We start from the raw sequence: 26,058 nt of genomic DNA, 5'->3' as shown, positions 1-26,058 counted from the left end.
AACATGTTTGTCTACTGTTTGTCCAGTGTTTCTTAGAAGGACGTGCCTTCAAAACTGAATAATCACTGCTCACATTTTTTCGTTGACTCTCAGAGTCTCAAGCGAATTGTGGTCAAGCCCTCGACCTATTAGTACACGCTTGCTGAATGGATCGCTCCACTTACACATCGTGCCTATCAACCTTGTAGTCTTCAAGGGGTCTTACTTGTTTGAAACAATGGGATATCTTATCTTTGGGTCGGCTTCACGCTTAGATGCTTTCAGCGTTTATCCGATCCGTACATAGTTGCCCAGCTATGCTCTTGGCAGAACAACTGGTGCGCCAGAGGTACGTCCGCTCCGGTCCTCTCGTACTAGGAACAGCTCCCATCAAATATCCTGCGCCCACGACAGATAGGGACCGAACTGTCTCACGACGTTCTGAACCCAGCTCGCGTACCGCTTTAATTGGCGAACAGCCAAACCCTTGGGACCGAATACAGCCCCAGGATGCGATGAGCCGACATCGAGGTGCCAAACCTCCCCGTCGATGTGGACTCTTGGGGGAGATCAGCCTGTTATCCCCAGGGTAACTTTTATCCGTTGAGCGATGGCATTTCCACTCACATACCACCGGATCACTAACTCCAACTTTCGTTACTGCTCGACCCGTCAGTCTCGCAGTTAGGCTCGCTTCTGCGTTTGCACTCTTTTGCTTGATTTCCGTTCAAGCTGAGCGAACCTTTGAACGCCTCCGTTACTCTTTAGGAGGCGACCGCCCCAGTCAAACTGCCCACCTAACAATGTCCCCCGCCTTGATTCAAAGGCGCAGGTTAGAATTCCAATATCGCAAGGATGGTATCCCAACGGCCACTCCACAAGCGCCAAAGCACCTGCTTCCCAGTGTCCCATCTATCCTGTGCATGCAACATCGAAACCCAATATTAGGCTACAGTAAAGCTCCATGGGGTCTTTCCGTCTTGTCGCGGGTAACCGGCATCTTCACCGGTACTACAATTTCGCCGGGCGGGCTGTTGAGACAGTGCCCAAATCATTACGCCTTTCATGCGGGTCAGAACTTACCTGACAAGGAATTTCGCTACCTTAGGACCGTTATAGTTACGGCCGCCGTTCACTGGGGCTTCGATTCAATGCTTGCACATCTCCTCTTAACCTTCCAGCACCGGGCAGGCGTCAGCTCGTATACGTCATCTTTCGATTTAGCACAAACCTGTGTTTTTGGTAAACAGTTGCTTGGGCCGATTCTCTGCGGCTGCATTGCTGCAGCACCCCTTCTCCCGAAGTTACGGGGTCAATTTGCCGAGTTCCTTAACAACCCTTCTCCCGTTGGCCTTAGAATCTTCTTCCTACCTACCTGTGTCGGTTTGCGGTACGGGCACCGCAGAAATACACACAGCTTTTCTCGCCATCTTCCATCCCGGACTTCGGTACTAATTTCCCTCGATCGCTACCGGAACCAACACCCGGCTCCGAGACTTCATATGTGTCCCTGTGTTTAACTCTTTTGGTGGTGACGGAATCTCTACCGTCTGTGCATCGGCTACGCCGTTAGGCCTCACCTTAGCTCCCGACTGACCTGGAGCGGACGAACCTTCCTCCAGAAACCTGAGGCTTTCGGCCATGCAGATTCTCACTGCATTCGCGCTACTCATTCCGGCATTCTCACTTCTATACACTCCACAGCCGCTTGCGCTACTGTTTCACCGCGTATACAACGCTCCCCTACCCAGCATGTAAACATGCTGCCTAAGCTTCGGTGTCAGGTTTAGCCCCGTTAAATTCTCCGCGCAAAGACGCTCGACCAGTGAGCTATTACGCACTCTTTGAATGAGTGGCTGCTTCTGAGCCAACATCCTGGTTGTCTACGTATCTTCACATCGTTTTCCACTTAACCTGACTTTGGGACCTTAGCTGTAGATCTGGGCTGTTTCCCTTTTGACAATGACATTTATCTGACACTGTCTGACTCCCAAGCATCAATACTCTGGCATTCTGAGTTTGATAAGCTTCGCTAACCTCTCGGCCGCTAGGCTATTCAGTGCTTTACCTCCAGGTATCTAACTTGAGGCTAGTCCTAAAACTATTTCGGGGAGAACCAGCTATCTCCGGGTTCGATTGGAATTTCTCCGCTACCCACAGTTCATCCGCCGCCTTTTCAACGGAGGTCGGTTCGGTCCTCCATGGAATTTTACTTCCACTTCAACCTGACCATGGGTAGGTCACCCGGTTTCGGGCCCATTATATGCAACTTAACGCCCTTTTCAAACTCGCTTTCGCTTCGGCTCCAGACCTTAAGTCCTTAACCTTGCTGCATACAATCGCTCGCCGGACCGTTCTACAAAAAGTACCCTATCACACATTGACGTGCTCTAGGTGCTTGTAGGCACAGGGTTTCAGGTTCTTTTTCACTCCCCTCCCGGGGTGCTTTTCACCTTTCCTTCACAGTACTATACGCTATCGGTCACTGGGTAGTATTTAGGGTTGGAGGGTGGTCCCCCCGTATTCCGACCAGGTTTCACGTGTCTGGCCGTACTCTGGATCCTGCGCAGCTCTCTCCGTTTTCACCTACGTGGTTCTCACACTCTCTGACCGGCCTTCCCATGCCGTTCGGTTAACAGATTAAGTCCTAAAAGCAGTCCGTACCCCGAAAGTATTTCTACTCTCGGTTTGCCCTCTTCCGCGTTCGCTCGCCACTACTTACGGAATCTCGTTTGATGTCTCTTCCTCGCCCTACTTAGATGTTTCAGTTCAGGCGGTTCCCTCGATATACCTATTTTGAAGTTCAGTATAACGTACCTGAGTATGAACCCAGGTGAGTTTCCTCATTCAGAAATCTCCGGATCAATGCTTATTTGCAGCTCCCCGAAGCTTATCGCAGCTTATCACGTCTTTCATCGGCTCCCAGTGCCAAGGCATTCGCCCTGCGCCCTTGTTCGCTTGACCTTTCAAACGTTCTTTCAAGAACATTTGGTATCCTCTTGATTCTCTCTTGCCAACGAAGATTATTTGTTACCCTTCCTTTTGAAATTGCAATATTTCTTAAAAAGAACTTACTATAATCTTTGTTTCGCAGTTATTATTCAGTTTTCAAGGTACGTCTTGGTGATGTTCTTCAAAGCCCGGTCTCCCGGAACTTTGAGAAACATCACATGGTGGGCCAAAATGGACTCGAACCATCGACCTCACGATTATCAGTCGTGTGCTCTAGCCAGCTGAGCTATTGGCCCATGTGGTGGAGATTAAGGGAATCGAACCCTTGACCCCCTGCTTGCAAAGCAGGTGCTCTCCCAGCTGAGCTAAACCCCCACATTAGGAATTGAGTTCCCTTTTCAGGGCCCTCAAAATCGAACAATATCTACTCTGCTTGTTTATTACCTGTCCGAAAGATCTCCATCTTCGATGTCGCTCTTTCGCCTGACTCCTTAGAAAGGAGGTGATCCAGCCGCAGGTTCTCCTACGGCTACCTTGTTACGACTTCACCCCAATCACCAGTTTTACCTTCGGCGGCGTCCTCCTTGCGGTTAGACTACCGACTTCGGGTCCCCCCGGCTCTCATGGTGTGACGGGCGGTGTGTACAAGGCCCGGGAACGTATTCACCGTGGCATGCTGATCCACGATTACTAGCAATTCCGACTTCGTGCAGGCGAGTTGCAGCCTGCAGTCCGAACTGGGACGTTGTTTCTGAGTTTTGCTCCACCTCGCGGTCTTGCTTCTCTTTGTTTAACGCCATTGTAGTACGTGTGTAGCCCAAGTCATAAAGGGCATGATGATTTGACGTCATCCCCACCTTCCTCCGTTTTGTCAACGGCAGTCTGGCCAGAGTCCTCTTGCGTAGTAACTGACCATAAGGGTTGCGCTCGTTGCGGGACTTAACCCAACATCTCACGACACGAGCTGACGACAACCATGCACCACCTGTCTCCTTGCTCCGAAGAGAAAACATATTTCTATGCCTGTCAAGGGATGTCAAGACTTGGTAAGGTTCTTCGCGTTGCGTCGAATTAAACCACATACTCCACTGCTTGTGCGGGCCCCCGTCAATTCCTTTGAGTTTCAACCTTGCGGTCGTACTCCCCAGGTGGATTACTTATTGTGTTAACTGCGGCACTGAAGGGGTCAATCCTCCAACACCTAGTAATCATCGTTTACGGTGTGGACTACCAGGGTATCTAATCCTGTTTGCTACCCACACTTTCGAGCCTCAGCGTCAGTTGGTGCCCAGTAGGCCGCCTTCGCCACTGGTGTTCCTCCCGATATCTACGCATTCCACCGCTACACCGGGAATTCCGCCTACCTCTGCACTACTCAAGAAAAACAGTTTTGAAAGCAGTTTATGGGTTGAGCCCATAGATTTCACTTCCAACTTGTCTTCCCGCCTGCGCTCCCTTTACACCCAGTAATTCCGGACAACGCTTGTGACCTACGTTTTACCGCGGCTGCTGGCACGTAGTTAGCCGTCACTTCCTTGTTGGGTACCGTCATTATCTTCCCCAACAACAGGAGTTTACAATCCGAAGACCTTCTTCCTCCACGCGGCGTCGCTGCATCAGGGTTTCCCCCATTGTGCAATATTCCCCACTGCTGCCTCCCGTAGGAGTCTGGGCCGTGTCTCAGTCCCAATGTGGCCGTTCAACCTCTCAGTCCGGCTACCGATCGTCGCCTTGGTGGGCCATTACCTCACCAACTAGCTAATCGGACGCGAGGCCATCTCAAAGCGGATTGCTCCTTTTCCCCCTGCTCGATGCCGAGCCGTGGGCTTATGCGGTATTAGCAGTCGTTTCCAACTGTTGTCCCCCTCTTTGAGGCAGGTTCCTCACGCGTTACTCACCCGTTCGCCACTCGCTCGAGAAAGCAAGCTCTCTCTCGCTCGTTCGACTTGCATGTGTTAGGCGCGCCGCCAGCGTTCGTCCTGAGCCAGGATCAAACTCTTTATAAATGATATTTATCACTTAAAAGTGTTAAATCTTGTTCGCTCAGCACGCAATCGCTTGCGTCCTGTGTGAATTACTTTTGGAATTGTTTTTAGTGTTTTTCCAAACACTTAAAGGTTCCTTACAAGTTTTTCGATATTGTTCAATTTTCAAGGTCCTGTCTCTCAACCTCAGCGGTTGATAGCTTAAACATTTTACCAGATTTGGTTTTGAATGTCAAGCACTTTTTTCGGAAGTTTTTGAATTTCTTGGAAGAACTCGTGGAACTTCGTACTTTTTCATCCGTTTTTGTTGAGATTTGTCTGTCAGACGTCCACCTGACAGTAATGTATTTTATCACAGCCCCGGACAAAAAGCAAGCCCTTTTTTCAACTTTTTTCAAGAAAATCCAATTTTCTTACTCTTCCAGCAATTTTGCCCGCATCAGCTTGAGGAGCTTGCGTTCCCGCCGGGAGATCTGCACCTGTGTGGTATGCAGCACCTTTGCAGTTTCACTCTGGGTGCGGTTCGCATAGAAGCGCAGTCGGATGAGGCGCTGGTCTTCCTCCGGCAGCGTCCCCAGGACCTCTGCCAGACCGATCTTATCCGCCAGCGCCTCTTCGGGCGATTCTACCGGGATGTCGATCTGGCGGTCCGGTTCATCCCGATTCTCCGGGGTCAGGCTCATGGCAGGCTGTGCCGCCTGAATGGCAAGTGTGATGTTCTCCACGCTCTCCCCCAGCTCTTCCGCCAGCTGAGAAAGGGTCGGCTCGGTGCCGCAGAGCTTCCGGTGATGCTCCCGCGCTGCGTTGATCCGCAGATTCAGTTCTTTCAGCGACCGGCTCACCTTGACTGTGCCGCTGTCCCGGAACAGCTTTTTGATCTCGCCTAAAATTACCGGCACTGCATAGGTAGAAAAGCATACGCCGCGCTCCGGGTCAAAGGCATCGCAGGCTTTTACAAGTCCCATGCATCCGGCACTGTACAGGTCATCGTACTCTATGCCCCGCCCGCGGAAGCGCCCGGCGCAGGCGTGCACCAGCCCCAGATTCTGTTCGATAAATTCACTGCGCCGGGTCTTGTCCGTTACCATCGTATCCCCTCGTTTTCTTTTTTATGTAGAGGGCTTTTCCTCCAGTCGCTTGGTCAGGGTGACGCGGGTGCCATGCCCCGGCGTGGAGCTGACCCGCACCTTATCCATAAAGCTCTGCATCACCGCAAAGCCCAGCCCGGAGCGTTCCTCCGGGTTTCCGGTGGTAAACAGCGGTTCCATGGCCTGCGGGATATCCGGGATGCCGATGCCCTTATCTGCCACCGTGATCTTCACCAGCCGCCCTGGATAGACCGCCAGCGTCATCACGATCGGGCCGACCCGGTCCGGGTAGGCATGGACGATGCAGTTGGTCACCGCCTCAGACACTGCCGTTTTGATATCGGCCAGCTGCGGCACGGTGGGGTCGTACCGGGCAAGAAAGGCCGCCGCTGCACCGCGGGCATAGGCCTCGTTGACGCTGAGAGAGTCAAATTGAATTTTTGTGGTGTTTTCCGCTTTCATCCTCATTCCTCCTGTTCTTCCCGGCCGGGCTCGTCCGCGCACGGAATGCCCGCAAGCCGCAGCACACGGCGCAGCTGTTCCGGGGCGTGCTGGATGCGCAGGGTCCCGCCGAGGCTCCGCGCACAGCGCTGCCGCCCCAGAATGAGCCCCACGCCGGACGAATCCATAAAGCCCACCCCGCCCAGATCCAGCACCAGCGTGTGGGGTGTGCGGGTGAGCAGCGCATCGTCCAATTGGATGCGAAGGTCCTGCGCGGCATCGTGGTCGATCTCGCCCGCCAGATAGGCATAGAGCAGATCGTCCGCCGCGCTGAAGGTCACAGTCGCCATGTTATCAACTCCTTGATGGCATAAAAAGAGCCTGTACACAGCTTCAGTGTACAGGCTCTTCGGGATAAATTTTAGAAAACGGTGTCGCTCAGCGGGCTTCCAGCTTCTGTTCGGCTTCCAGCGCGATGGCTTCGCTGCCGCAGATCAGAAGACCACGGCGGCTGTTGGCTCTGGCCAGACCGATGGCTTCGTCCAGGCTCGTGCAGCGCTCGGCGTCGAAGTGATACCGGGCCTTTTCCAGCAGGCGCTCGGTCAGGGCGTCGTCGATGCCCTGCGGCGTGACGAGGAACACCTTATCAAAGGGGTTCTCACTCATGCCGGGCATGGTGGACTTATCCTTTTTCTGCTCTTCAGGGGTCAGGCCGGTCTCCAGTGCGGAGAAGAACGCTTCGGCTCCCTCCTCCTCTGCCAGACCGATGATGGCGCTCATATGGCGCACCTTGGCCATGTTGAGCACACGCAGCAAGGCTGCTGCCTGCTGCGGGGTGCGGCAGGCATCCAGAATGATGAGTGGGCGCTGCGAGATGACCCGGATGCTGCTGCGGTTCTCCACCGCAGCCAGACCTTCGAGGATGGCTTCGTCCGGGATGTCGAGGCCCTTTTTGCAGAGGGCCAGCGCCGTCTCAACTGCAATGGCAGCGCTGCCCGCCGCATGACGGCCCAGAAAAGCCAGCGGCACGGTATATCCGCCGTAGTCCACCCTGCTTGTGAATTTCTCGGCTTCGAGGAAGGTGATGTCGTCCGGGTCCGGCACGACCAGTTCACAGTCCTCGCGGCCAGCCGCCACGATGAGCTCGCTCAACGCGGCCTTGGGCTGCTCCGGCGCGGTGACGCAGATGCTTTCCTTGCGCATGACACCTGCTGCCAGAGCCGCAAGGCGCTCCACCGAGCGGCTCACACCGTCCGGGCCGACCGAGGTGACGGCGCACACCGGCATGCCGGGCAGCGCTTCCGCAAGGCCCGCATCCGGCAGTTCCACCACGGCCAGCGTGCAGCCCGCTGCGCCAAAGCAGACGGCTGCTGCGGCCAGCTCTGCCGCTGCGCGGGGCAGCGGCTTTGCACGGCTCAGCGTTTCCGCTGCGGCGCAGAGCAGGGCATCTGCCACCGGCTCGCCGTTGATGCGGACCCGCTGTTCCAGCGGCTCGCAGCCTGCACGGTACAGGCCGGTGACGAAACCGGCGGCCTGAAGCACCGCTGCCGTCAGGGCGGCGGCAGCGGTCTTGCCTGCCGTGCCTGCCACGCCCACATAGGCCACCTGCTGCGCCGCTGCGGGCAGCGCCGCGCGCAGTTCTTCCGCCGGGGCGAACCCCTCCGGCAGGGCGGCAAAATACTGATTTGCCTGTTCGATGGTCATTGCGTCAATCCTCATTTCGATGTTTATAGAGCAGGATGCACATTCGGATGAGCCCCAGCAGGATCAGCCCCACGATGAGGCCGGTCATCACGCCGGAAAAATCGATCCAGACGTCTGTCACCTGGCTGCTGCGCCCCGGCACGAACAGCTGGATGGTCTCATCGGTCAGCGCAGTGAGCACGCCGCCCAGCATGGGCCACGAGACATGCTTGAGCACATGTTTGGTGTAGACCCGCAGGCAGAGCATGAACAGGAAACCCTCCAGCAGATATTCCGAGAAGTGCGCCAGCTTGCGGATGATGTGCATCGTGAGATGGTTCGCCGCACCGGGCATGCCCAGCTTGCGCAGGACCTTCTGCATGAAGTCCAGCACCCTTCCGCTGGCTCCCTCGGAGACAGCCGCCACCTGCATCGAGTTCGAGAAGATGAAGACGATGCAACCGATGAGCGCAAAGGTGAAGATGACCCGCCAGGCGATGAGCCAGGGCGAGGTGCGATTTGATATTTCTGCCATTGTATTTAACCCAGAGCCTTGATGCTCTGCTCGATGTTGGCCAGCTTATCCTGGCTCTTGGCGTACTTATTGCGGATATCCTCCACCAGTGCCGCCGGGGCGCGTTCCACGAACTTGGGGTTGTTCAGCTGGTTCGCGAACATGGCCATTTCCTTTTCGGCCTTGGCCTTTTCCTTGTTCAGGCGGGCCAGTTCCTTGTCGCGGTCGATCAGCTCCATCATGGGGATGAAGCCGCGGGCGGCGTGGGTGGATACCTGCACCATGCCGTCGGTGCTGCCCTCGTACTTCTCGGTAAAGGTCACGTCGGTGGCAAAGGCGAACTTTGCCAGATAGACCTGTGCCTTCTGGAAGGGTGCAGCGTCGGCGGTCTCGATGATCATGCTGGTCTTTTTGGCGGGGTGGACATTCATCTCGGTGCGCATGGTACGCACGGCCTTGATGTAGTCCATGACCTTTTCAAAGGCTTCCTCTTCGTCGGCCCAGTTGTGAGCTTCGTCAAAGGTGGGCCAGCTCTGGGTCATGATGGTCTCGGCAGAGCCGGGCAGAGCCTGATACAGCTCCTCGGTGATGAAGGGCATGAAGGGATGCAGCAGCTTGAGGGCCTTGTCCAGCACATACACCAGCACACGGCGGGCGGTGTCGGCCTGCTCGGCATCGCCGGAGTTCAGGCGGGGCTTTGCGATCTCGATGAACCAGTCACAGTAGACATCCCAGATAAAGCTGTTGATCTTGGCGGCGGCCAGACCCATCTCGTAGTGGTCGAGGTTGTCGGTCATGGCACCGGCCACCTGATTCAGCTTGGTGAGCACCCACTTGTCGCTCATGTCCAGCTTGTCCTCACTGGGCAGACCCGGGGTAAAGTCCTCGGGCAGGTTCATCAGCACAAAGCGGGTAGCATTCCACAGCTTATTGGCAAAGTTGCGGGCAGCCTCCACCTTCTTTTCGATATAACGCATGTCGTTGCCCGGGGTGGAGCCATCCACCAGCATAAAGCGCAGGGCATCTGCACCGTACTGGGCAATGACTTCCAGCGGGTCGATGCCGTTGCCCAGACTCTTGGACATCTTGCGGCCCTGACTGTCGCGCACGATACCGTGGATGCAGACCGTGCTGAAGGGTGCCTTGCCGGTGTAGGCCAGACCGGAGAAGATCATGCGGCTGACCCAGAAACCGATAATATCGTAGCCGGTAACAAGGGTGTTGGTGGGGTAGAAATACTTGAGGTCTTCGCTCTCTTCATTGGGCCAGCCCAGTGTGCTGAAGGGCCACAGAGCGGAGGAGAACCAGGTATCCAGCGTATCGGGGTCCTGCGTGAGCTTTGCGCTGCCGCACTTAGGGCAGGCGCAGGGAGCGGACTTTGCCACCACGGTCTCGCCGCAGTCGTCGCAGTACCATGCCGGGATCTGATGGCCCCACCACAGCTGACGGCTGATGCACCAGTCGCGGGTGTTCTTCATCCAGTTCATATAGTTCTTGGTGAAGCGCTCGGGCACGAACTTGATCTCGCCCTTTTCCACGCTCTCGATGGCGGGCTTTGCCAGCGGCTCCATCTTGACGAACCACTGCTTGGACACCATGGGCTCGATGGTGGAGTGGCAGCGGTAGCAGGTGCCAACCTCGTGCTTGAGGGGCTCGATCTCCTTCAGGAAGCCGCCTGCTTCCAGATCGGCCAGAATGGCCTTGCGGGCCTCGAGGGTGGTCATGCCGGCGTACTTGCCGCAGTCCAGCACCTCCGGCTCATTGATGGCGTTCTTGCCGGCGGCGAACAGGGCATCGGCAGCAGCCTTGTCGGCAGCACCGGTCATGTGGCCGTCGTAGGTGAACACGCGCACGATGGGCAGGTCGTGGCGCAGACCCACTTCAAAGTCGTTGGGGTCGTGGGCGGGGGTGATCTTGACCACACCGGTGCCCTTGGTCATGTCGGCGTGCTCGTCGCACACAATGGGGATCTCCTTGTTCAGCAGGGGCAGCACCACATGGCAGCCGTGCAGATGGGCATAGCGGGGGTCATCGCCGTTGATGGCAACAGCGGTATCGCCCAGCATGGTCTCGGGACGGGTAGTAGCCAGCTCCAGCATCTCGCCGGTCTCCTTGACCGGGTACAGCAGGTGCCAGAAGCTGCCGTCCTTCTCCTCGTACTCCACCTCGGCATCAGAAATGGAGGTGTTGCAGTGGGGGCACCAGTTGACCATGCGGTTGCCGCGGTAGATCAGGCCCTTGTCGTACAGGCGCACGAACACTTCTTTGACAGCCTCGGAGCAGCCCTCGTCCATAGTAAAGCGCTCACGATCCCAGTCGCAGCTGCTGCCCAGCTTCTTCAGCTGGCTGACGATGCGGTTGCCGTACTTGGTCTTCCATGCCCATGCACGGTCCAGAAAACCATCGCGGCCCACCATCTCCTTGGTCAGGCCCTCGGCACGCATGGCCTCCACCACCTTGGCTTCGGTAGCGATGGATGCATGGTCGGTACCGGGCACCCACAGGGCAGCATAGCCCTGCATCCGCTTGGTGCGGATGAGGATGTCCTGCATGGTGTTATCCACCGCATGGCCCATGTGCAGCTGACCGGTGACGTTCGGGGGCGGCATGACGATGGTGTAGGGTTTCTTGTCGGGGTCTGCCTTCGTGTGGAAGTAGCCGCCGTCCAGCCAGAACTGGTAGATGCGGTCTTCCACCTGGCTGGGATCGTACTGTTTTGCAAGTTCTTTCATAGGGTCCTCCCAGTAAAAAATGATGAAGTGGGACGAAAAAAAGCCGTCCCACGGAACGTTCCATGGGACGGCTGTAATAACCGCGGTACCACCCAAATTGCACAAAAAGCGCCTTGCATTTTTGTGCCCCTTGATGCCCCGGTAACGTGGGACAGGCCCGGAGGCGACTACTGATTTCCCCGCCTCTGCTCAAAAGCGACAGCGCATCTCCGCACACTTACCGGCTTTCACCTGCCCCGGCTCTCTGGAAAGCTACCTGCGATGCACACTCTTCTTCAACGCATTTATAAAAAGAATATAGCGTTTTTTGTGCGATTTGTCAATCTCTTTTTTCAGAAACCGATCTTGTTCATCCAGCTTTTGGTCAACAGCGCCGCGCGGTACAGCGTTGGAGAACAGAGGAACAACCGGAACTTGATCCGGTCGGCCCGCGAGCCGCTCCCGCTTTTCAGCAGGGTCTTTGCCAGCGCGTTCATCCGGCCGCGCATCTCTGCGCACCACCGCCGCTGCGCCGGCTGCAGGTCCTTCCGCCTGTGGGCCTGCGCAAACACCAGCATCGACGTCTTGGCTGCTTCTATGGCAAGCCTGGTGAGCTGCTGCTCCTGCTCGAAGCAGGCCCGCTGGAAAATGCCTTCTGTCAGATCCATCGTTTTTTGGGGCGAATCGGTATGGATGATGCTGCCGCCCCGCTGCACATAAAAATACAGCGGCTTTGCTGCAATCGTAATCCGTTCACACTGCCAGTAGAACTGATGCGCCGTGTATTCATCCTCGTGGATCTTCCCCACCGGAAAGCGCACCGTTTCAAAGAGCTCCCGCCGGTATAGCCGGTTCCATGCCACTTTGAAGTGGCCCCGGTTCATCTGTTCCAGCGCCCCCACACGGTCGAGCACCTTGTCTTCCTCCAGACGATACGACGACGGAAGCGGTTCTCCGGCTTCCGTCACCAGCAGGTAATCGCAGACCGCGATCTGTGCCCCGTCCCGCCGGGCGTAGGTGAGCAGTGTCTCGTACATTTTCGGGGCGATGCTGTCATCGCTGTCCACAAAACCGATCCATTCCCCGCGCGCAGCCTCCACCCCGGTGTTCCGCGCAGCGGAAAGCCCGGCGTTCTTCTGGTGGATGACCCGGATGCGCGGGTCGCGCGCTGCTGCTTCCTCGCACAGCGCCGGGCAGTTGTCCGGGGAGCCATCGTCTATGAGAAGGAGTTCAAAGTCCCGGAAGGTCTGCGCCAGAATGGAATCCACACATTTTTCGAGGTAGGCTTCCGTTTTATAGACCGGGACAATGATGCTGATGGTCGGTTCTGCCATAGACTGTCGCTCCTTTCATCGAATCGTTTTGCCGTTTCCCTCTTCAGGACTCCTGCAGCACCTCGGTGCGGAGCCGGGCGATGAGCCGCTCCATCAGGGCGATGCGGTTGAAGGGGGTCATCAGATAAAAGCCGTCTGCATAGGGCAGGGCCTCCCGCGCCATCTTCAGCGAGATGGCAAGGCCCAGCTCTTCGCCCTGCGCACGGTCCAGCCCGGCAAAACGCTCGATGATCTCAGCATCCACATGGATGCCGTTGACCTCGTTCTCCATAAAGATGGCGTTGCGCTGGCTCACCACCGGCATGATGCCGGCCAGGATCCTGGCCCGGCTGCCCAGCACCTCCCGCGCATGGCGGAGGTTCACCACCGCCTGTGCGGAGAGCACCGGCTGGGTAAGGAAGCCGGACATGCCGTGTTCCAGCTTCTCACCCGCCCGGCGCAGCTCCACATCAAAGTTGCGGGCGTTCAGGTTCAGCGCACCGAACACGGTGAGGGGCGAGGGCATCTCCCGTCCCTCCCCTGCCAGCGAGACGATGTACTGCGCCAGCTTGCGGGAGTTGAACTGGTATACGTTTTTCACCTCGTCCCGCTCCGCGGTGGGGATGGGGTCGCCGGTGATGGCCAGCACCTCCCGCACGCCCTCGGCGTACAGGCCCAGCAGCAGGGCCTTTGTGGCGTTCAGATTGCGGTCGCGGCAGGTCATGTGGGGCAGGACGTTCAGCCCCAGCTCCCGGTGCACCCGGCAGGCCACCAGCGAAGAATCCATCCGTGCCCGGGCAATGGGACAGTCCGCAATGGTCAAAAGGTCTGCGCCCGCCGCCTGCAGCTTCCGTGCCCCCTCCAGATAAGCCGTCAGGTCTGCATTGCGGGGGGAGTCCAGCTCAATGGCGATCACCTTTTTGCCCGCGTTCAGCTTGCGCAGGAAGGCATCGTCTTTTTCCACCGGTTTTGCCTCCGGTGTGGAAAATTCTTTCGTCCGCGCCGGAGCCACTGTTTCGGGCAGGGCGTCCAGCGCAGCCCGCAGAGCCGCAATGTGGGCAGGCGTAGTGCCGCAGCAGCCGCCCAGAATGCGGACCACGCCGTCTGCCGCCAGCCCGCTCAGTTCCTGCGCAAAATATTCCGGCTTGCCCTGATACTGCACCCGGGTGCGTGTGACCACCGGGTAGCCCGCGTTGGGCATCACCGACAGCGGCAGTGCACTGCTCAGGCTCCGGGCCAGCGTGCGCATCGCGCCGGGGGCCGACACACAGTTCAGGCCCACCGCATCCACGCAGCCGCTCTCGCTCATCCGGCGGACAAGGTCTTTGCAATACAGACCTTCGCGGGTGTAGCCGTCCGGCAGCACTGCAAAGGACACCAGCACAAAGGCATCCGGCTCCGCGGCCTTGAGCGTACGCACAGCCTCCAGAATGCCTGCATCCGAGCTCAGCGTCTCGAACAGGAAGTTCTTTGCCCCCAGCTTCCGGAACTGCTCGGCCACTGCCGTGTAGACCTGCGCTGCCGGGAGTGCCTCGGTGTCCGGGGCCGGGCCAAGATCGGCAAACACGAAGGCACCGGCCGGTGCCGCTGCCGCCTCAGCCAGCTTCCAGCCCGCTTCGGCCAGCGCTTCCCAGCCCGGCATATGCGCCGCCGCCATCCGGGGCAGGCCGAAGGTGTTGGTCTTGATAGCATCGGCACCCGCTTCCAGATATTCCCGGTGAACTGCCTGCACCCCGGCCGGGTCAGTCTGGTTCGCCCGCTCGCACTCAATGCCCGGTGCCGCTTTATAATATGTACCCATGCCGCCATCGAACAGCAGCGGCCTGCGGGATAAGAATTCTCGAATATCGTTCATATAAAAGCCCCTTTTTCCTATTTCGCTTGCTTTTGTACAAAAATTCAGATATAATTTTGTTATAAGGGAGGTGTATTCTATGCCCAAGATCCGTTCCAGCGCAGACCTGCGCAACAACTACAACGATATTTCCACGTTCTGCCACACCTATGCCGAACCCGTGTTCATCACGAAAAACGGCAAGGGAGATCTGGCCGTGATGAGCATCGAGACCTACGAAGAGATGGTCGGCCGTTTTGAATTGTACGGCAAACTTCAGGAAGGCCTTGACGATGTCGCCGCCGGGCGGACGCGCCCACTGGAAGATGTTATTTCCGGTCTGCGCAGCCGGAGGAATTTCCGATGAATTATTTCGTCCATGTAACCGACAAGGCCGACCAGGACTTGGGAGAGTCATTCGACTCTATTGACCTTACTCTGAAAAATCCATTGGCTGCCGATGTTCTTGTCGATACCGCCGAAAAGAAGCTGGCACAGCTTTCCACTTTTCCCAAACGCTATCCCGTTGTCCGTGACCCATTTCTGGCCAGCCTTGGCATCCGGTTTGTGCCTGTGCAAAGCTACCTGGCCTTTTATCAGGTCGATGAAGCTGCACAGACCGTCCATATCCTTCGGTTCCTTTACGGCAAAAGCAGTTGGGAATCCATCCTGAAGACCGATCTTGCACCTCATTGAACCCTCTCCCCGATCCTTCGGGGATTTTTTCGTTCTCTCTTCAGTTTAATGAAGTTTTCGCCCTTGTCAAGCATTTTTTCGGCGCATGGGACGGTTTTGCTTGCACCGGGGGCAATTTTGTGCTATCCTATGCGTAACTTTTATGGATGGGAGTGGAAGAACCATGCGCCATGCAGGCACACAGGAGATCGAAACGGAGCGGCTGATCTTGCGCCGCCTGACCCCGGAGGACGCCGGGATGATGTACACGAACTGGGCCAACGACCCGCAGGTGACCAAATACCTGCGGTGGGAGCCGCACAAAAACGCCGAAGAGACCCGCGAACTGCTGACCGCATGGGCACTGCTCTACCCGAATGGAGATTACTACCAGTGGGCCATTATGGAAAAGGCTTCCGGGCAGGTGCTTGGCAGCATCGGTATTTTCACATCCAGTTCCGCCGAACCGGAGCGCGACCCCTGGCCCGGTTTCGACCACACGAACGGCGTGTGGGAAGTGGGCTACTGCATCGGCAGAGCGTGGTGGAACAAAGGGTTTACCACCGAAGCCCTCCGCGCAGTTGTAGAATACTGGTTCCAGAATACAGACAGTAACTGGCTGGCCTGCGCACACGCATTCGAGAACCCCGCCAGCGGCAGGGTCATGACCAGGGCAGGCTTCGTCTACGACCATGATTCCGCATACCACAAATTCGACGGCACCCCGGTCCCCTGCAAGTGCTATGCTTTGACAAGAGAACATTACAACACCCTTGCCTGCTGGTAAGGGCAGCATTTTCCGCCCGTTTTTCGCAACATTTTGTTGAGTGAATGAGCAATTCAACAGAGAGGAACTATTTTGAGCGAACTTTACGATATTTTGGTAGAAACACCCCCGACGAAGGTCATTCTGCTGGCGCTGGATCAGGGCCTGTGGGACTGCGAGCGCAGCCTTGCAGAGCTTTCCGCCCTGTGCGAAGCAAACCACATGGAAGCCGTGGCACAGGTGACCCAGAAGCGCCAGACCCCGGAGACCGGCATCGTGCTGGGCAGCGGCAAGCTGGAGGAAGCATCTCTTGCCGCCGAAACGCTGGGCGCGGAATGCGCCGTATTTGACGGTGAACTGACCGGCAGCCAGATCCGCAACATCTCCAATGCGCTGGGCGGACTGGAAGTGATCGACCGCACCATGCTGATCCTTGAAATTTTCCGCAGCCGCGCCGTCACCAACGAGGGCAAGCTGCAGACCGAACTGGCCCTTCTGCGCTACCGCCTGCCCCGTCTGCAGGGCATGGGCGAAGCGCTCAGTCGTCAGGGCGGCGGTGGCGGCGGCGGCGGTGGTGCCCGCCGCGGTGCCGGTGAGACCAAGCTGGAACTGGACCGCCGTCATGTGCATGCCCGCATCGATGCGCTGGCTGAAAAGCTGGCCGAAATGGAAAAGCGCCGGGGCGAGAGCCGCAAGGCCCGTGCCAAGACCGGGATGCCGGTGGTCAGCCTTGTAGGCTATACCAACGTGGGCAAATCCAGCCTGATGAATGCTCTGTGCGGCCCCAGCGTAGCGGAAGCGGACATGCTGTTCGCCACACTGGACCCCACCAGCCGCAAGCTGATACTGCCCAGCGGCATGGCGGTGCTGCTGGTGGACACGGTGGGCTTTGTGTCCCGCCTGCCCCACAATCTGGTGGAAGCCTTCAAGTCCACGCTGGAAGAAGCGGCATGGTCGGACGTGATCATCCGTGTGGCAGACGCAGGCGATGAGCAGCGGGAAGAGCAGCTGGCCGTCACGGACGAGGTTCTGGACGGGCTGGACTGTGCGGACATCCCCCGCCTGACCGTCTACAACAAGTGCGATAAGCCGGGTGCCATGAGCTTTGACCCGGACATCCTGCTCACCAGTGCCAAGACCGGCTACGGTCTGGACACCCTGCTGGCAAAGCTGGACGAGGTGCTCAGCGACCGGGTGCACACCTTAAAGGTGCTGCTGCCCTACGATAAACTGGGCCTTGCCGCCCCCATGCGGGAGCGCGGCAGCGTGCAGGTGGAGGAATACCGGGAGGACGGGCTGTATCTGGAGGGCATCGTCAAGACGGAAGACCTGCACTGCTTTGAAGGGTATCTGGTCTGACGAACGGTTCTGTAGAAAGTAAAATAGGTACGGTCTGCCGGACCGTACGGACCGCAAAGCGCGGAGTTTTTGGCCGAAAGGCTGAAAACTCCGCGCTTTTTTCGTGCAATCGGAGGAGCCAAAGTGTGTCAGAATTGTAAAAGATAAAATATTTTAACTATTATTCTTGACTTATCCAACGATTCGGCTATAATGGTCGTGTTCGCAAGAAACTTCAAAAAATTTAGATATTCAAAACAATTCAAAGGAGACTACTACCATGACGTTTGAAGAAATGAAGAAGATCGTTGTTGATACCCTGAACTGCGACGAGGACAAGGTGACCATGGAGGCCAGCCTGACCGAGGATCTGGAGGCCGACAGTCTGGATGCCGTGGAGCTGAACATGGCTCTGGAAGATGCCTGCGGCGTGTCCATCCCGGACGAAGAGCTGGCAAAGCTCAAGACCGTGGGCGATATCTACAACTACATCACCGCACATATCTGAGGCAAAAAGCAATGAACGATATCCGAGATCTTTTCCCCGGCCGAATGCGGGAGCGCACCTTCCAGCTGAAGGCCAAGCGGGATGCCGGTGCCGTCTGGCACGAGCAGCAGTTTGTGGAGTGCAAGCAGTGCGGCCGCCGCGCCGCACGCACCCTGTGGGCAAGAAGCCTTTACGTCTGCCCCAACTGCGGCTACCACATGCCCATTGGCGGGTACTACCGGCTCAGTCTGGTGCTGGACCACGGCAGCTTCCGGGAACTGGATGCCGACCTTGCTCCGCAGGATGTGCTGCATTTTCCGGGCTACCGTGAAAAGCTTGCCGCCGCCCAGAACAAGACCGGCCTGCGCGAAGCCGCTGTAACGGCCACCGGCCGCATCGGCGGGGTGGCCTGCGTGGCTGCCGTGTTGGACAGCCGCTTTTTCATGGGCAGCATGAGCACTGCCGTGGGCGACAAGATCACCCGCGCCATCGAGTACGCCGCCGCAAAGCACCTGCCGCTGGTTATTTTTTCGGCCAGCGGCGGCGCGCGGATGCAGGAGGGCATTTTCAGTCTGATGCAGATGGCAAAGACCAGTGCCGCCATCCAGCGCTTTTCAGCAAAGGGCGGGTTGTACATCAGTGTGCTCACCCACCCCACCACCGGCGGTGTGACGGCCAGCTTTGCAAGCCTTGGCGACATCATGCTGGCAGAGCCTGGCGCGCTGATCGGCTTTGCAGGTCCGCGGGTCATTGAGCAGACCATTGGCGAAAAGCTGCCTGCCGGATTCCAGCGCAGCGAGTTCCAGATGGAGCATGGCTTTGTGGATCAGGTGGTGCCCCGCAGCCAGCTGCGGGATACCCTGATCCAGGTCTTGCAGCTCCATGCAGGAGGAAAACACGAATGATCAAGGAAATTTTAGAGCAGCTGGCTCCGCTGGATGCCCAGATCGCCGCGCTGAAAGGCAGCGGCAACGAGATGGATGCCATCACGGCCCATGCCTCCGAGCTGGCAGAGCTGGCTGTGGAAGAGGACGAGATCCTGCGCACCTGCGGCCCGCTGACCGCCGAGGATCGGGTGTTTCTGGCCCGGCACCCGGAGCGCCCCCACATTGATGAGACTGTTTCTGCCCTGTTCACCGACTTCTTTGAGCAGCGCGGCGACCGTCAGTGCAAGGAAGACCCTGCCATTCTGGGCGGCATCGCCCGTTTTCACGGATTGCCGGTGACGGTCATCGGCCACCGCAAGGGCAGCACACTGGAAGAAAATCTGGCCTGTAACTTTGGTATGCCGGGGCCGGAGGGTTACCGCAAGGCCCTGCGCCTGATGAAGCAGGCCGAAAAGTTTGGCCGGCCCATCATCACCTTCATTGACACGCCGGGCGCTTACCCCGGCAAGGATGCCGAGGAGCGCGGTCAGGGCGAAGCCATTGCACGCAACCTGATGGAAATGAGCGGCCTGACCGTGCCGGTCATTGCCGTTGTCACCGGCGAAGGCTCTTCCGGCGGTGCGCTGGCACTGGGTGTGGCAAACCACATCCTCATGCTGGAAAATGCCGTTTACTCGGTGCTCAGCCCCGAGGGCTTTGCCAGCATTCTATGGAAGGATGCTTCCCGCAGCGGCGAAGCCTGCGAGATGATGAAGCTGACCGCGCAGGATCTGTACAGCGATGGCATCGTGGAGCAGGTGATCCCGGAACCGTTGGGCGGCGCACAGCGCAGCCACGCAGCCTTGTTTGAACAGTTGGATGTTGCTTTGCGGGTGCACCTGAAAGAGCTGTGCCGCATGAGCGGCCGCCAGCTGGCCGACCAGCGCTATAAAAAATACCGCCAGATCGGAGAAACGAGGAACGCATGAGTGGTTTACAGCTGATCGCCACCGGCGGGGCCATCCCCGGCCGAACGGTCACCAACGAAGATCTGAGCCGCATGGTGGATACCAGCGACGAGTGGATCACCAGCCGCACCGGCATCCGCACCCGGCACTGGTGCACGGAGGATGAATCTGCCGCAACGCTGGCCATCCGGGCGGCAAAACAGGCATTGGACCGCAGCGGCCTTGCCCCTGCGCAGATCGGGTGCTGCATCTGTGCCACCCTGTCCGCCCCAGACGCGACCCCCAGTGTAGCCTGTCAGGTGCAGGCGGCGCTGGGCCTTCCCGAGGACCGGCCTGCGCTGGATGTCAACGCGGCCTGTTCCGGCTTCCTCTACGGCATAGCCGTGGCGCGGGGACTGCTGACAACTTTGGGTGGACAGTATGCCCTCGTCATTGGGTGCGAAGCCCTTTCCCGCCTGATGGACCCCGCCGACCGCTCCACCTGTGTACTGTTTGGGGATGGAGCCGGTGCTGCCATTTTTCAGCTGTCGGACACTCCCTTTGCTCTGACGCTGGGCGCGCGCGGCAGCGATGTTCTCCATGCGGGCGGGCCGAACCGCACAGGTTCTGCGCCCATCACCATGGACGGCAAGGCCGTATTCCGCTTTGCAGTGGATGCCCTGCCCAAGTGCCTGCACACTGTGCTGGATGAAACACAGCTGACCCTCGATGATCTTGAGTGGGTGGTCTGCCATCAGGCCAACAGCCGCATCATCGACCACTGTGTGCGGGCGCTGAAGGCCGACCCGGCAAAGTTCTACAAGAACATGGACCGCCACGGCAACACCAGCGCCGCCAGCATTCCGGTAGCCCTGAACGAGCTTGCCGAGAACGGGCAGCTGCAGCCGGGCCAGCTTCTGGCCTGCATCGGCTTTGGCGGCGGCTTGACATGGGGCGGCGCGATTTTTCAATACAAAGAGTGCGTATGAAACTTTTAAATGAAATTCTAGGCACAAAATACCCCATCATTCAGGGCGGCATGGCCAACATTGCCACCGGCGAGTTTGCCGCCGCCTGCTCCAACGCGGGTGCGCTGGGCATCATTGGTGCGGGCGGCATGAACGCCGACACCCTGCGCCAGAACATCCGCCGCTGCAAAGAGCTGACCGACAAGCCTTTTGGCGTGAACATCATGCTCATGCATCCGCAGGCAGATGAGTTTGCCAAGATCGTGGTGGAAGAGGGCGTGCCCGTTGTGACCACTGGTGCAGGCAACCCGGGCAAATATATCCCCGCGTGGAAAGCGGCAGGCATCAAGGTGATCCCGGTTGTCGCCGCCGCCGTGCTGGCAAAGCATCTGGAGCCGCTGGGCATCGATGCTGTCATTGCTGAGGGTACCGAGAGCGGCGGCCATGTGGGCGAAATGGCTACCATGGCGCTGGTGCCGCAGGTGGTGGATGCCGTAAATGTACCTGTCATTGCAGCTGGCGGCATCGCCGATGGCCGCCAGCTGGCAGCAGCTCTGGCTCTGGGCGCCTGCGGCGTGCAGGTAGGCACCTGCCTGCTGGTGAGTGAGGAGTGCCCCATCCATGAAAACTACAAAGCCGCCCTGCTCAAGGCCAAGGACAGCGATACCATCGTGACCGGCCGAAGCGTAGGTGCGCCGGTGCGAGTGCTGAAAAACCGAATGAGCCGCGAATATGTCCGGCAGGAAAACGCCGGTGCCGACAAGATGGAGCTGGAAAAGTATACCCTTGGCAGCCTGCGCCGCGCCGTGTTTGAGGGCGACACCACCACCGGAAGCCTGATGGCCGGTCAGGTGGCAGGCATGCTGCACGAGGTGCGCCCGGTGGCGGATATTCTTACAGACCTGTGGAACGGCGGGAGGCAGCGCATTGCCGCGCTGAGCACCGAATGCTGACCCTCGGCAGAAAGACCCTGTCTGTGCCCATCCTACAGGGCGGCATGGGTGTGGGCGTTTCCCTCGGCGGGCTGGCCGGTGCCGTTGCAGCCTGCGGCGGCATGGGGTGCATCTCCACTGCCGATGCAGGCTACCGGGAGCCGGACTTTGCCCGCGACCCGGCAAGCGCCAACCACCGCGCGCTGGCGGCGGAGATCCGAAAGGCCAAAGACCTCGCCAAGGGCGCGGGCATGGTAGCCATCAACGCCATGGTGGCAACGCAGGATTATGCGGCCGCGATCCGCACCGCTGTGGAAGCGGGCGTGGACGCGGTGGTGTCCGGCGCGGGCCTGCCGCTGGAGCTGCCCGGCATCGTGGGCACAACGGATGTTGCCATTGCGCCCATCGTTTCCAGCGGAAGAGCCGCAAAGCTCATCCTGCGCCGCTGGGCCAAAGAGTTTGGTCGCACCGCTGATTTTGTGGTGATCGAAGGCTGCAAGGCAGGCGGACACCTCGGCTTTTCGGAAGAAGAGCTTCTTGCCGGGGCCTGCCAGACGCTGAACGACATCCTGCCCGAGGTGCTGGCCGAGGTAAAGCCCTTTGAAGCACAGTTTGGCCACAGCATCCCCGTGTTTGTGGCAGGCGGAGTGTATACCGGTGCCGATATGGCCCACTTTACGAAGCTGGGGGCCGCAGGCGTCCAGCTGGCCACCCGCTTCATCCCAACGGTGGAGTGCGATGCTGCGCAGGGCTACAAGGACGTTCTGCTGAACGCCCGGCCCGAGGATGTACGGATCATCCACAGCCCGGTGGGAATGCCGGGCCGTGCACTGAACACCCCGCTGGTGCAGGCGCTGGCAGAGGGGACCCGCTTCCCTCCCCGGCACTGTGCCCGCTGCCTGAAGACCTGCGACCCCGCCAAGGTGCCCTACTGCATCACCCACGCGCTCATCGAAGCCGTAAAGGGCAATGTGGAGGAGGGCCTGTTCTTCTGCGGGGCCAACGTGGGCAGGCTGGACCGGATGCGCACGGTACAGGAGCTGATGGATGAACTTGTGACCGAATGGAGGCAAAATCAATGAAGCTTGCCGTTTTATATGCCGGTCAGGGGGCACAGCACCCCGGCATGGGCAAAGAATTTTACGAAGGCTCTCCCGCGTTCCGGGCGGCATTTGACAGTGCAAAACTGGACTTCGATCTGCACCGCGTCTGCTTTGAGGACCCGGACGGCCTTTTGAATCAGACCGAATACACCCAGCCCTGCATGGTGGCCTTTGCCTGCGGCGTGACCGCAGTGCTGGCCCAGCAGGGCGTGGAACCCGCTTATGTGGCCGGGCTTTCGCTGGGCGAATACTCCGCGCTGGAAGCTGCCGGGGTGTTCACCGCAAAGCAGGCCATCGAGCTGGCCGCTTACCGCGGCAAAGCCATGGCTGAAGCTGCAAAGGGCATTGACTGCGGCATGACCGCCGTGCTGAACCTTGACCGCGAGACCCTTGCGCAGTGCTGCGAACAAGCTTCGGCTCTGGGCTGTGTCCAGATCTGCAACTACAACTGCCCGGGTCAGCTGGTCATCGGCGGCGAGAAAGCCGCTGTGGACAAAGCCGCCGCACTGGCCAAAGAAGCCGGTGCCCGCCGCTGCATCCCGCTCAAGGTGAGCGGCCCGTTCCACACCCGCCTCATGGCCCCCGCCGGGGATGCCCTCGCCCGCCGGTTCGAGACCGAATCCTTCGGCGAAATGCGCGTTCCGGTGCTGTTCAACTGCCTTGGCCGTGAAAAAGCTGAGCAGGACAGCATCCCCGCCCTGCTCGTGAAGCAGGTGCAGAGCAGCGTTTACATGGAAGATACGCTCCACCGCCTCGGTGAGCTGGGCGTAGACCATATTCTGGAAGTTGGCCCCGGCAAGGCCCTGAGCGGTTTTGTGAAAAAGACCCTGCCCGGCGTGGTCTGCGCTTCGGTGGAGACCCCGGAAGAACTGGACGCCGTGCTGGACGCATGGAAAAAGGAGACCGTATGAGCGAACAGACTCTGACCCGCGCCGCCGTCGTGACCGGCGGGAGCCGCGGCATCGGCCGCGCCGTCTGCACGGCACTGGCAAAACAGGGCGTGAACGTGGTGGTCAACTACTGCCACGGCGAAGCTGCAGCTGCCGAGACGGTGGCTCTGTGCAAGGCCGAAAACGCAAATGCCGTGGCTGTGCAGGCCGATGTTTCCACTGCCGAGGGCTGCAAAGCGCTCTTTGACGCCGCTGCGGCCGCCTTTGGCCGGGTGGATATCCTTGTGAACAACGCGGGCATTACCCGCGATAATCTGATCCTGCGCATGAGCGAAGAGGACTTCGATGCAGTGCTGAACGCAAACCTCAAGGGTGCGTTCCTCTGCTGCAAGGAGGCCGCCCGCCGCATGGTGCGCCAGCGCTGGGGCCGCATCGTGAACCTTTCCAGTGTGGTGGCCCTGCGGGGCAACGCCGGCCAGACCAATTACGCCGCCAGCAAGGCGGGCCTGATCGGCCTGACCAAAAGCCTTGCCCGCGAGCTGGCAAGCCGCAATGTGACCGTGAATGCGGTCGCGCCGGGCTTTATCGAGACCGACATGACCGCCGCCCTGCCGGAAGCCGTCCGTGCCGAAATGGCAAAGGGCATCCCCGCAGGCCGCGCAGGAAAGCCGGAGGATGTGGCAAATGCAGTGGCATTTTTTGCCGCAGAACAAAGCAGCTATCTCACCGGGCAGGTGCTCTGTGCAGACGGCGGCATGGCAATGTAAAAGGAGAAAACTCTCATGGAAAAACGCAGAGTCGTGATCACCGGCCTTGGCACCGTGAACCCGCTGGGCAACAACACCGCCGACAGCTGGGCCGCTGCCAAAGCGGGCAAATGCGGCATCGGCCCCATTACCCAGTTCGATACCACCGATTTTAAATGTAAGCTGGCAGGCGAGGTGAAGGGCTTTGACCCGGAAACCATCGTGGACAAAAAGGAAGCCCGCAAGATGGCCCGCTTTACCGTTCTGGCCCTTGCTGCCGCCGCTGAAGCAGTTGCAGACAGCGGTCTGGACACCGAAGCGGAAGCCAAGCAGATCGGTGTCATCCTTTCCAGCGGCATCGGCGGTCTGCCCACCATTGAGGAGCAGCACACCCGTGGTGAAGAGAAGGGCATGGAAAAGGTAAGCCCCTATTTCGTGCCCATGTCCATTGCCAACATGGCAGCGGCACAGGTGGCCATCCGCTTTGGCCTGAAGGGCATGTGCACCTGCCCGGTGACGGCCTGCGCCGGCGGCACCAATGCCGTAGGCGATGCCTTCCATCGCATCCGTGACGGCTACGAGACCGCCATGGTCTGCGGCGGTGCAGAGAGCTGCATCAGCCCTCTGGGCATCGGCGGCTTTACCAGCATGAAAGCGCTTTCCACCGCGACCGATCCGGATGCAGCCAGCCTGCCCTTTGACGCGCGGCGCGGCGGCTTCGTGATGGGCGAAGGCAGCGGTGTGCTGGTGCTGGAAGAGCTGGAGCATGCCCGTGCCCGCGGTGCGCACATCTACGCCGAGGTGGTGGGCTACGGTGCCAACTGCGATGCCTACCACTTCACCGCCCCCGCTCCCGGCGGCGCAGGTGCCATCGACTGCATGGCGCTGACGCTGGCGGATGCAGGCATCGCACCGGAGCAGGTGGACCACATCAACGCCCACGGCACCGGCACCCACATGAACGATGCCTGCGAGACCGCCGCCATCCATGCGGTGTTCGGCGAACACGCAAAGCAGCTGACCGTGGTGAGCACCAAGAGCATGACCGGTCATCTGCTGGGCGGTGCAGGCGGTATTGAAGCCGTATTTACAGCGCTGGCCCTGCATGACCAGTTTGCGCCGCCCACCATCCACTATGAGCAGCCCGATCCCGAATGTGATCTGGACTATGTGCCGAACACTGGCCGTGCGCAGGCCATGACCTACGCACTGAGCAACAGTCTGGGCTTTGGCGGGCACAACGCCTGCATCGCCCTGCGCAGATGGGAGGGCTGACCCATGGCAGAACCCCGCACCGTGCGTGCAGACGCAAACGCCCTGAACAGTGAGGAGATCGCGGCGCTTCTGCCGCACCGCTATCCCTTTGCCCTTGTGGACCGCATTCTGGACTACGAGCCGGGCCAGTGGGCCATCGGCCGCAAGTGCGTGAGCCGCAATGAGGAATTTTTCTGCGGACATTTTCCCGGCCAGCCGGTGATGCCGGGAGTGCTCATTCTGGAAGCACTGGCCCAGACCGGCGCGGTGGCAGCGCTGAGCCTGCCGGAGAACAAGGGCAAACTGGCCCTCTTCGGCGGCATCAAGAATGCCCGCTTCCGCAAACAGGTCACCCCCGGCGATGTGCTCACCCTGCACTGTGAACTGGTAGAGCAGCACGGCCCGGTGGGCGTGGGCAAAGCCTCGGCGTGGGTGGACGGCAAGTGCGCCGCCACCGCCGAGCTGACCTTTGTGCTGACCGAAAAGGCAGACGCCTGACATCCGTTTTTTCAAGCGAATAAAATACGCAAAAACAGCAGCCGCCGGGAATCTCTTCCCGGCGGCTGCTGCTATTAGGAGGACCAAA

Annotated in this window: 22 protein-coding genes, 2 tRNA genes, 2 rRNA genes and 1 other annotated feature; of the genes, 14 read left to right on the top strand and 12 right to left on the bottom strand. The window is 59.1% G+C overall.

The features are described from left to right. Nucleotides 1-108: 108 nt before the first annotated feature. The 12 genes from ACNQFG_RS05555 to ACNQFG_RS05500 form a co-directional block, all read right to left on the bottom strand. Nucleotides 109-2,943: ribosomal RNA gene (locus ACNQFG_RS05555) — 23S ribosomal RNA — on the bottom strand. A 207-nt stretch (nt 2,944-3,150) separates the two neighbouring features. Further along, nucleotides 3,151-3,227, bottom strand: a tRNA-Ile gene (locus ACNQFG_RS05550). 3 nt (nt 3,228-3,230) lie between these two features. Next, nucleotides 3,231-3,306: transfer RNA gene (locus ACNQFG_RS05545), tRNA-Ala, on the bottom strand. A 120-nt stretch (nt 3,307-3,426) separates the two neighbouring features. Next, nucleotides 3,427-4,937, bottom strand: a 16S ribosomal RNA gene (locus ACNQFG_RS05540). Together the 16S and 23S rRNA genes with 2 tRNA genes alongside form the textbook arrangement of a ribosomal RNA operon. A gap of 392 nt (nt 4,938-5,329) precedes the next feature. After that, a complete protein-coding gene (locus ACNQFG_RS05535) occupies nt 5,330-6,004 on the bottom strand; it encodes a sigma-70 family RNA polymerase sigma factor (RefSeq protein WP_423406284.1) in 675 nt (224 codons plus the stop codon). 21 nt (nt 6,005-6,025) lie between these two features. Further along, entirely contained in the window at nt 6,026-6,466 is a 441-nt protein-coding gene (spoIIAB, locus tag ACNQFG_RS05530; RefSeq protein ID WP_423406283.1) for an anti-sigma F factor, read from the bottom strand. Nucleotides 6,467-6,468: 2 nt separating this feature from the next. Next, nucleotides 6,469-6,795 (bottom strand): STAS domain-containing protein, encoded by a 327-nt coding sequence (locus ACNQFG_RS05525; RefSeq protein WP_097791704.1) that lies wholly within the window; start codon nt 6,793-6,795, stop codon nt 6,469-6,471. 88 nt (nt 6,796-6,883) lie between these two features. Beyond that, entirely contained in the window at nt 6,884-8,149 is a 1,266-nt protein-coding gene (locus tag ACNQFG_RS05520; protein ID WP_423406282.1) for a folylpolyglutamate synthase, read from the bottom strand. Between the two features lie 4 nt (nt 8,150-8,153). Then, entirely contained in the window at nt 8,154-8,663 is a 510-nt protein-coding gene (locus ACNQFG_RS05515) for a VanZ family protein (protein ID WP_423406281.1), read from the bottom strand. Between the two features lie 5 nt (nt 8,664-8,668). After that, nucleotides 8,669-11,374: a valine--tRNA ligase gene (locus ACNQFG_RS05510; RefSeq protein WP_097780825.1), complete on the bottom strand. Its 2,706-nt coding sequence runs from the start codon at nt 11,372-11,374 to the stop codon at nt 8,669-8,671. A 60-nt stretch (nt 11,375-11,434) separates the two neighbouring features. Next, nucleotides 11,435-11,662, bottom strand: a binding site (T-box leader). Between the two features lie 44 nt (nt 11,663-11,706). Next, on the bottom strand, nt 11,707-12,687 hold the full coding sequence (locus tag ACNQFG_RS05505) for a glycosyltransferase family 2 protein (protein WP_423406280.1): 981 nt from the start codon (nt 12,685-12,687) through the stop codon (nt 11,707-11,709). 43 nt (nt 12,688-12,730) lie between these two features. Next, nucleotides 12,731-14,521, bottom strand: coding sequence for a bifunctional homocysteine S-methyltransferase/methylenetetrahydrofolate reductase (locus ACNQFG_RS05500; RefSeq protein WP_423406279.1), 1,791 nt, complete (start codon nt 14,519-14,521; stop codon nt 12,731-12,733). A 79-nt stretch (nt 14,522-14,600) separates the two neighbouring features. Between ACNQFG_RS05500 and ACNQFG_RS05495 the strand changes: the two genes are divergently transcribed. The 14 genes from ACNQFG_RS05495 (at nt 14,601) to fabZ (ending at nt 25,970) form a co-directional block, all read left to right on the top strand. Then, nucleotides 14,601-14,867, top strand: a complete 267-nt coding sequence (locus ACNQFG_RS05495) for a type II toxin-antitoxin system prevent-host-death family antitoxin (RefSeq protein WP_423406278.1) — start codon at nt 14,601-14,603, stop codon at nt 14,865-14,867. Beyond that, the gene (locus ACNQFG_RS05490; RefSeq protein ID WP_423406277.1) at nt 14,864-15,196 is read left to right on the top strand and encodes a type II toxin-antitoxin system RelE/ParE family toxin; all 333 of its coding nucleotides are present in this window, start codon (nt 14,864-14,866) and stop codon (nt 15,194-15,196) included. The genes ACNQFG_RS05495 and ACNQFG_RS05490 overlap by 4 nt, the downstream gene beginning before the upstream one ends. 163 nt (nt 15,197-15,359) lie before the next feature. Then, nucleotides 15,360-15,962 carry a GNAT family N-acetyltransferase gene (locus tag ACNQFG_RS05485; RefSeq protein WP_423406276.1) on the top strand — a complete coding sequence of 201 codons (603 nt, stop codon included), beginning with the start codon at nt 15,360-15,362 and terminating at the stop codon, nt 15,960-15,962. Nucleotides 15,963-16,034: 72 nt separating this feature from the next. Continuing rightward, a complete protein-coding gene (hflX, locus tag ACNQFG_RS05480) occupies nt 16,035-17,300 on the top strand; it encodes a GTPase HflX (protein ID WP_005945458.1) in 1,266 nt (421 codons plus the stop codon). A 259-nt stretch (nt 17,301-17,559) separates the two neighbouring features. Further along, a complete protein-coding gene (gene acpP, locus ACNQFG_RS05475; protein WP_005939770.1) occupies nt 17,560-17,787 on the top strand; it encodes an acyl carrier protein in 228 nt (75 codons plus the stop codon). 11 nt (nt 17,788-17,798) lie between these two features. Beyond that, nucleotides 17,799-18,671: an acetyl-CoA carboxylase, carboxyltransferase subunit beta gene (gene accD, locus ACNQFG_RS05470; RefSeq protein WP_097774750.1), complete on the top strand. Its 873-nt coding sequence runs from the start codon at nt 17,799-17,801 to the stop codon at nt 18,669-18,671. Then, on the top strand, nt 18,668-19,621 hold the full coding sequence (locus ACNQFG_RS05465) for an acetyl-CoA carboxylase carboxyltransferase subunit alpha (protein WP_005939761.1): 954 nt from the start codon (nt 18,668-18,670) through the stop codon (nt 19,619-19,621). The genes accD and ACNQFG_RS05465 overlap by 4 nt, the downstream gene beginning before the upstream one ends. After that, the gene (locus ACNQFG_RS05460) at nt 19,618-20,568 is read left to right on the top strand and encodes a beta-ketoacyl-ACP synthase III (protein ID WP_423406275.1); all 951 of its coding nucleotides are present in this window, start codon (nt 19,618-19,620) and stop codon (nt 20,566-20,568) included. The genes ACNQFG_RS05465 and ACNQFG_RS05460 overlap by 4 nt, the downstream gene beginning before the upstream one ends. Continuing rightward, nucleotides 20,565-21,500, top strand: a complete 936-nt coding sequence (locus ACNQFG_RS05455) for a DUF561 domain-containing protein (RefSeq protein ID WP_423406274.1) — start codon at nt 20,565-20,567, stop codon at nt 21,498-21,500. Before ACNQFG_RS05460 ends, ACNQFG_RS05455 begins: the two co-directional genes overlap by 4 nt. Continuing rightward, nucleotides 21,494-22,561, top strand: a complete 1,068-nt coding sequence (locus ACNQFG_RS05450; protein ID WP_423406273.1) for an NAD(P)H-dependent flavin oxidoreductase — start codon at nt 21,494-21,496, stop codon at nt 22,559-22,561. Before ACNQFG_RS05455 ends, ACNQFG_RS05450 begins: the two co-directional genes overlap by 7 nt. Further along, complete coding sequence (gene fabD / locus ACNQFG_RS05445) at nt 22,558-23,493, top strand: ACP S-malonyltransferase (RefSeq protein ID WP_423406272.1); 936 nt, start codon at nt 22,558-22,560, stop codon at nt 23,491-23,493. The genes ACNQFG_RS05450 and fabD overlap by 4 nt, the downstream gene beginning before the upstream one ends. Then, entirely contained in the window at nt 23,490-24,239 is a 750-nt protein-coding gene (gene fabG, locus ACNQFG_RS05440; protein ID WP_423406271.1) for a 3-oxoacyl-[acyl-carrier-protein] reductase, read from the top strand. The genes fabD and fabG overlap by 4 nt, the downstream gene beginning before the upstream one ends. A 15-nt stretch (nt 24,240-24,254) precedes the next feature. Continuing rightward, nucleotides 24,255-25,493 carry a beta-ketoacyl-ACP synthase II gene (fabF, locus tag ACNQFG_RS05435; RefSeq protein WP_097774745.1) on the top strand — a complete coding sequence of 413 codons (1,239 nt, stop codon included), beginning with the start codon at nt 24,255-24,257 and terminating at the stop codon, nt 25,491-25,493. Nucleotides 25,494-25,496: 3 nt separating this feature from the next. After that, on the top strand, nt 25,497-25,970 hold the full coding sequence (fabZ, locus tag ACNQFG_RS05430; RefSeq protein ID WP_423406270.1) for a 3-hydroxyacyl-ACP dehydratase FabZ: 474 nt from the start codon (nt 25,497-25,499) through the stop codon (nt 25,968-25,970). The last annotated feature ends 88 nt before the right edge of the window (nt 25,971-26,058 follow it).

The organism is Faecalibacterium prausnitzii (assembly GCF_049532945.1).
GTDB lineage: Bacteria > Bacillota > Clostridia > Oscillospirales > Ruminococcaceae > Faecalibacterium > Faecalibacterium prausnitzii_N.
The sequence above is the reverse complement of the archived record's forward strand: the minus strand, read 5'-3'. Positions and strand labels throughout refer to the sequence as shown.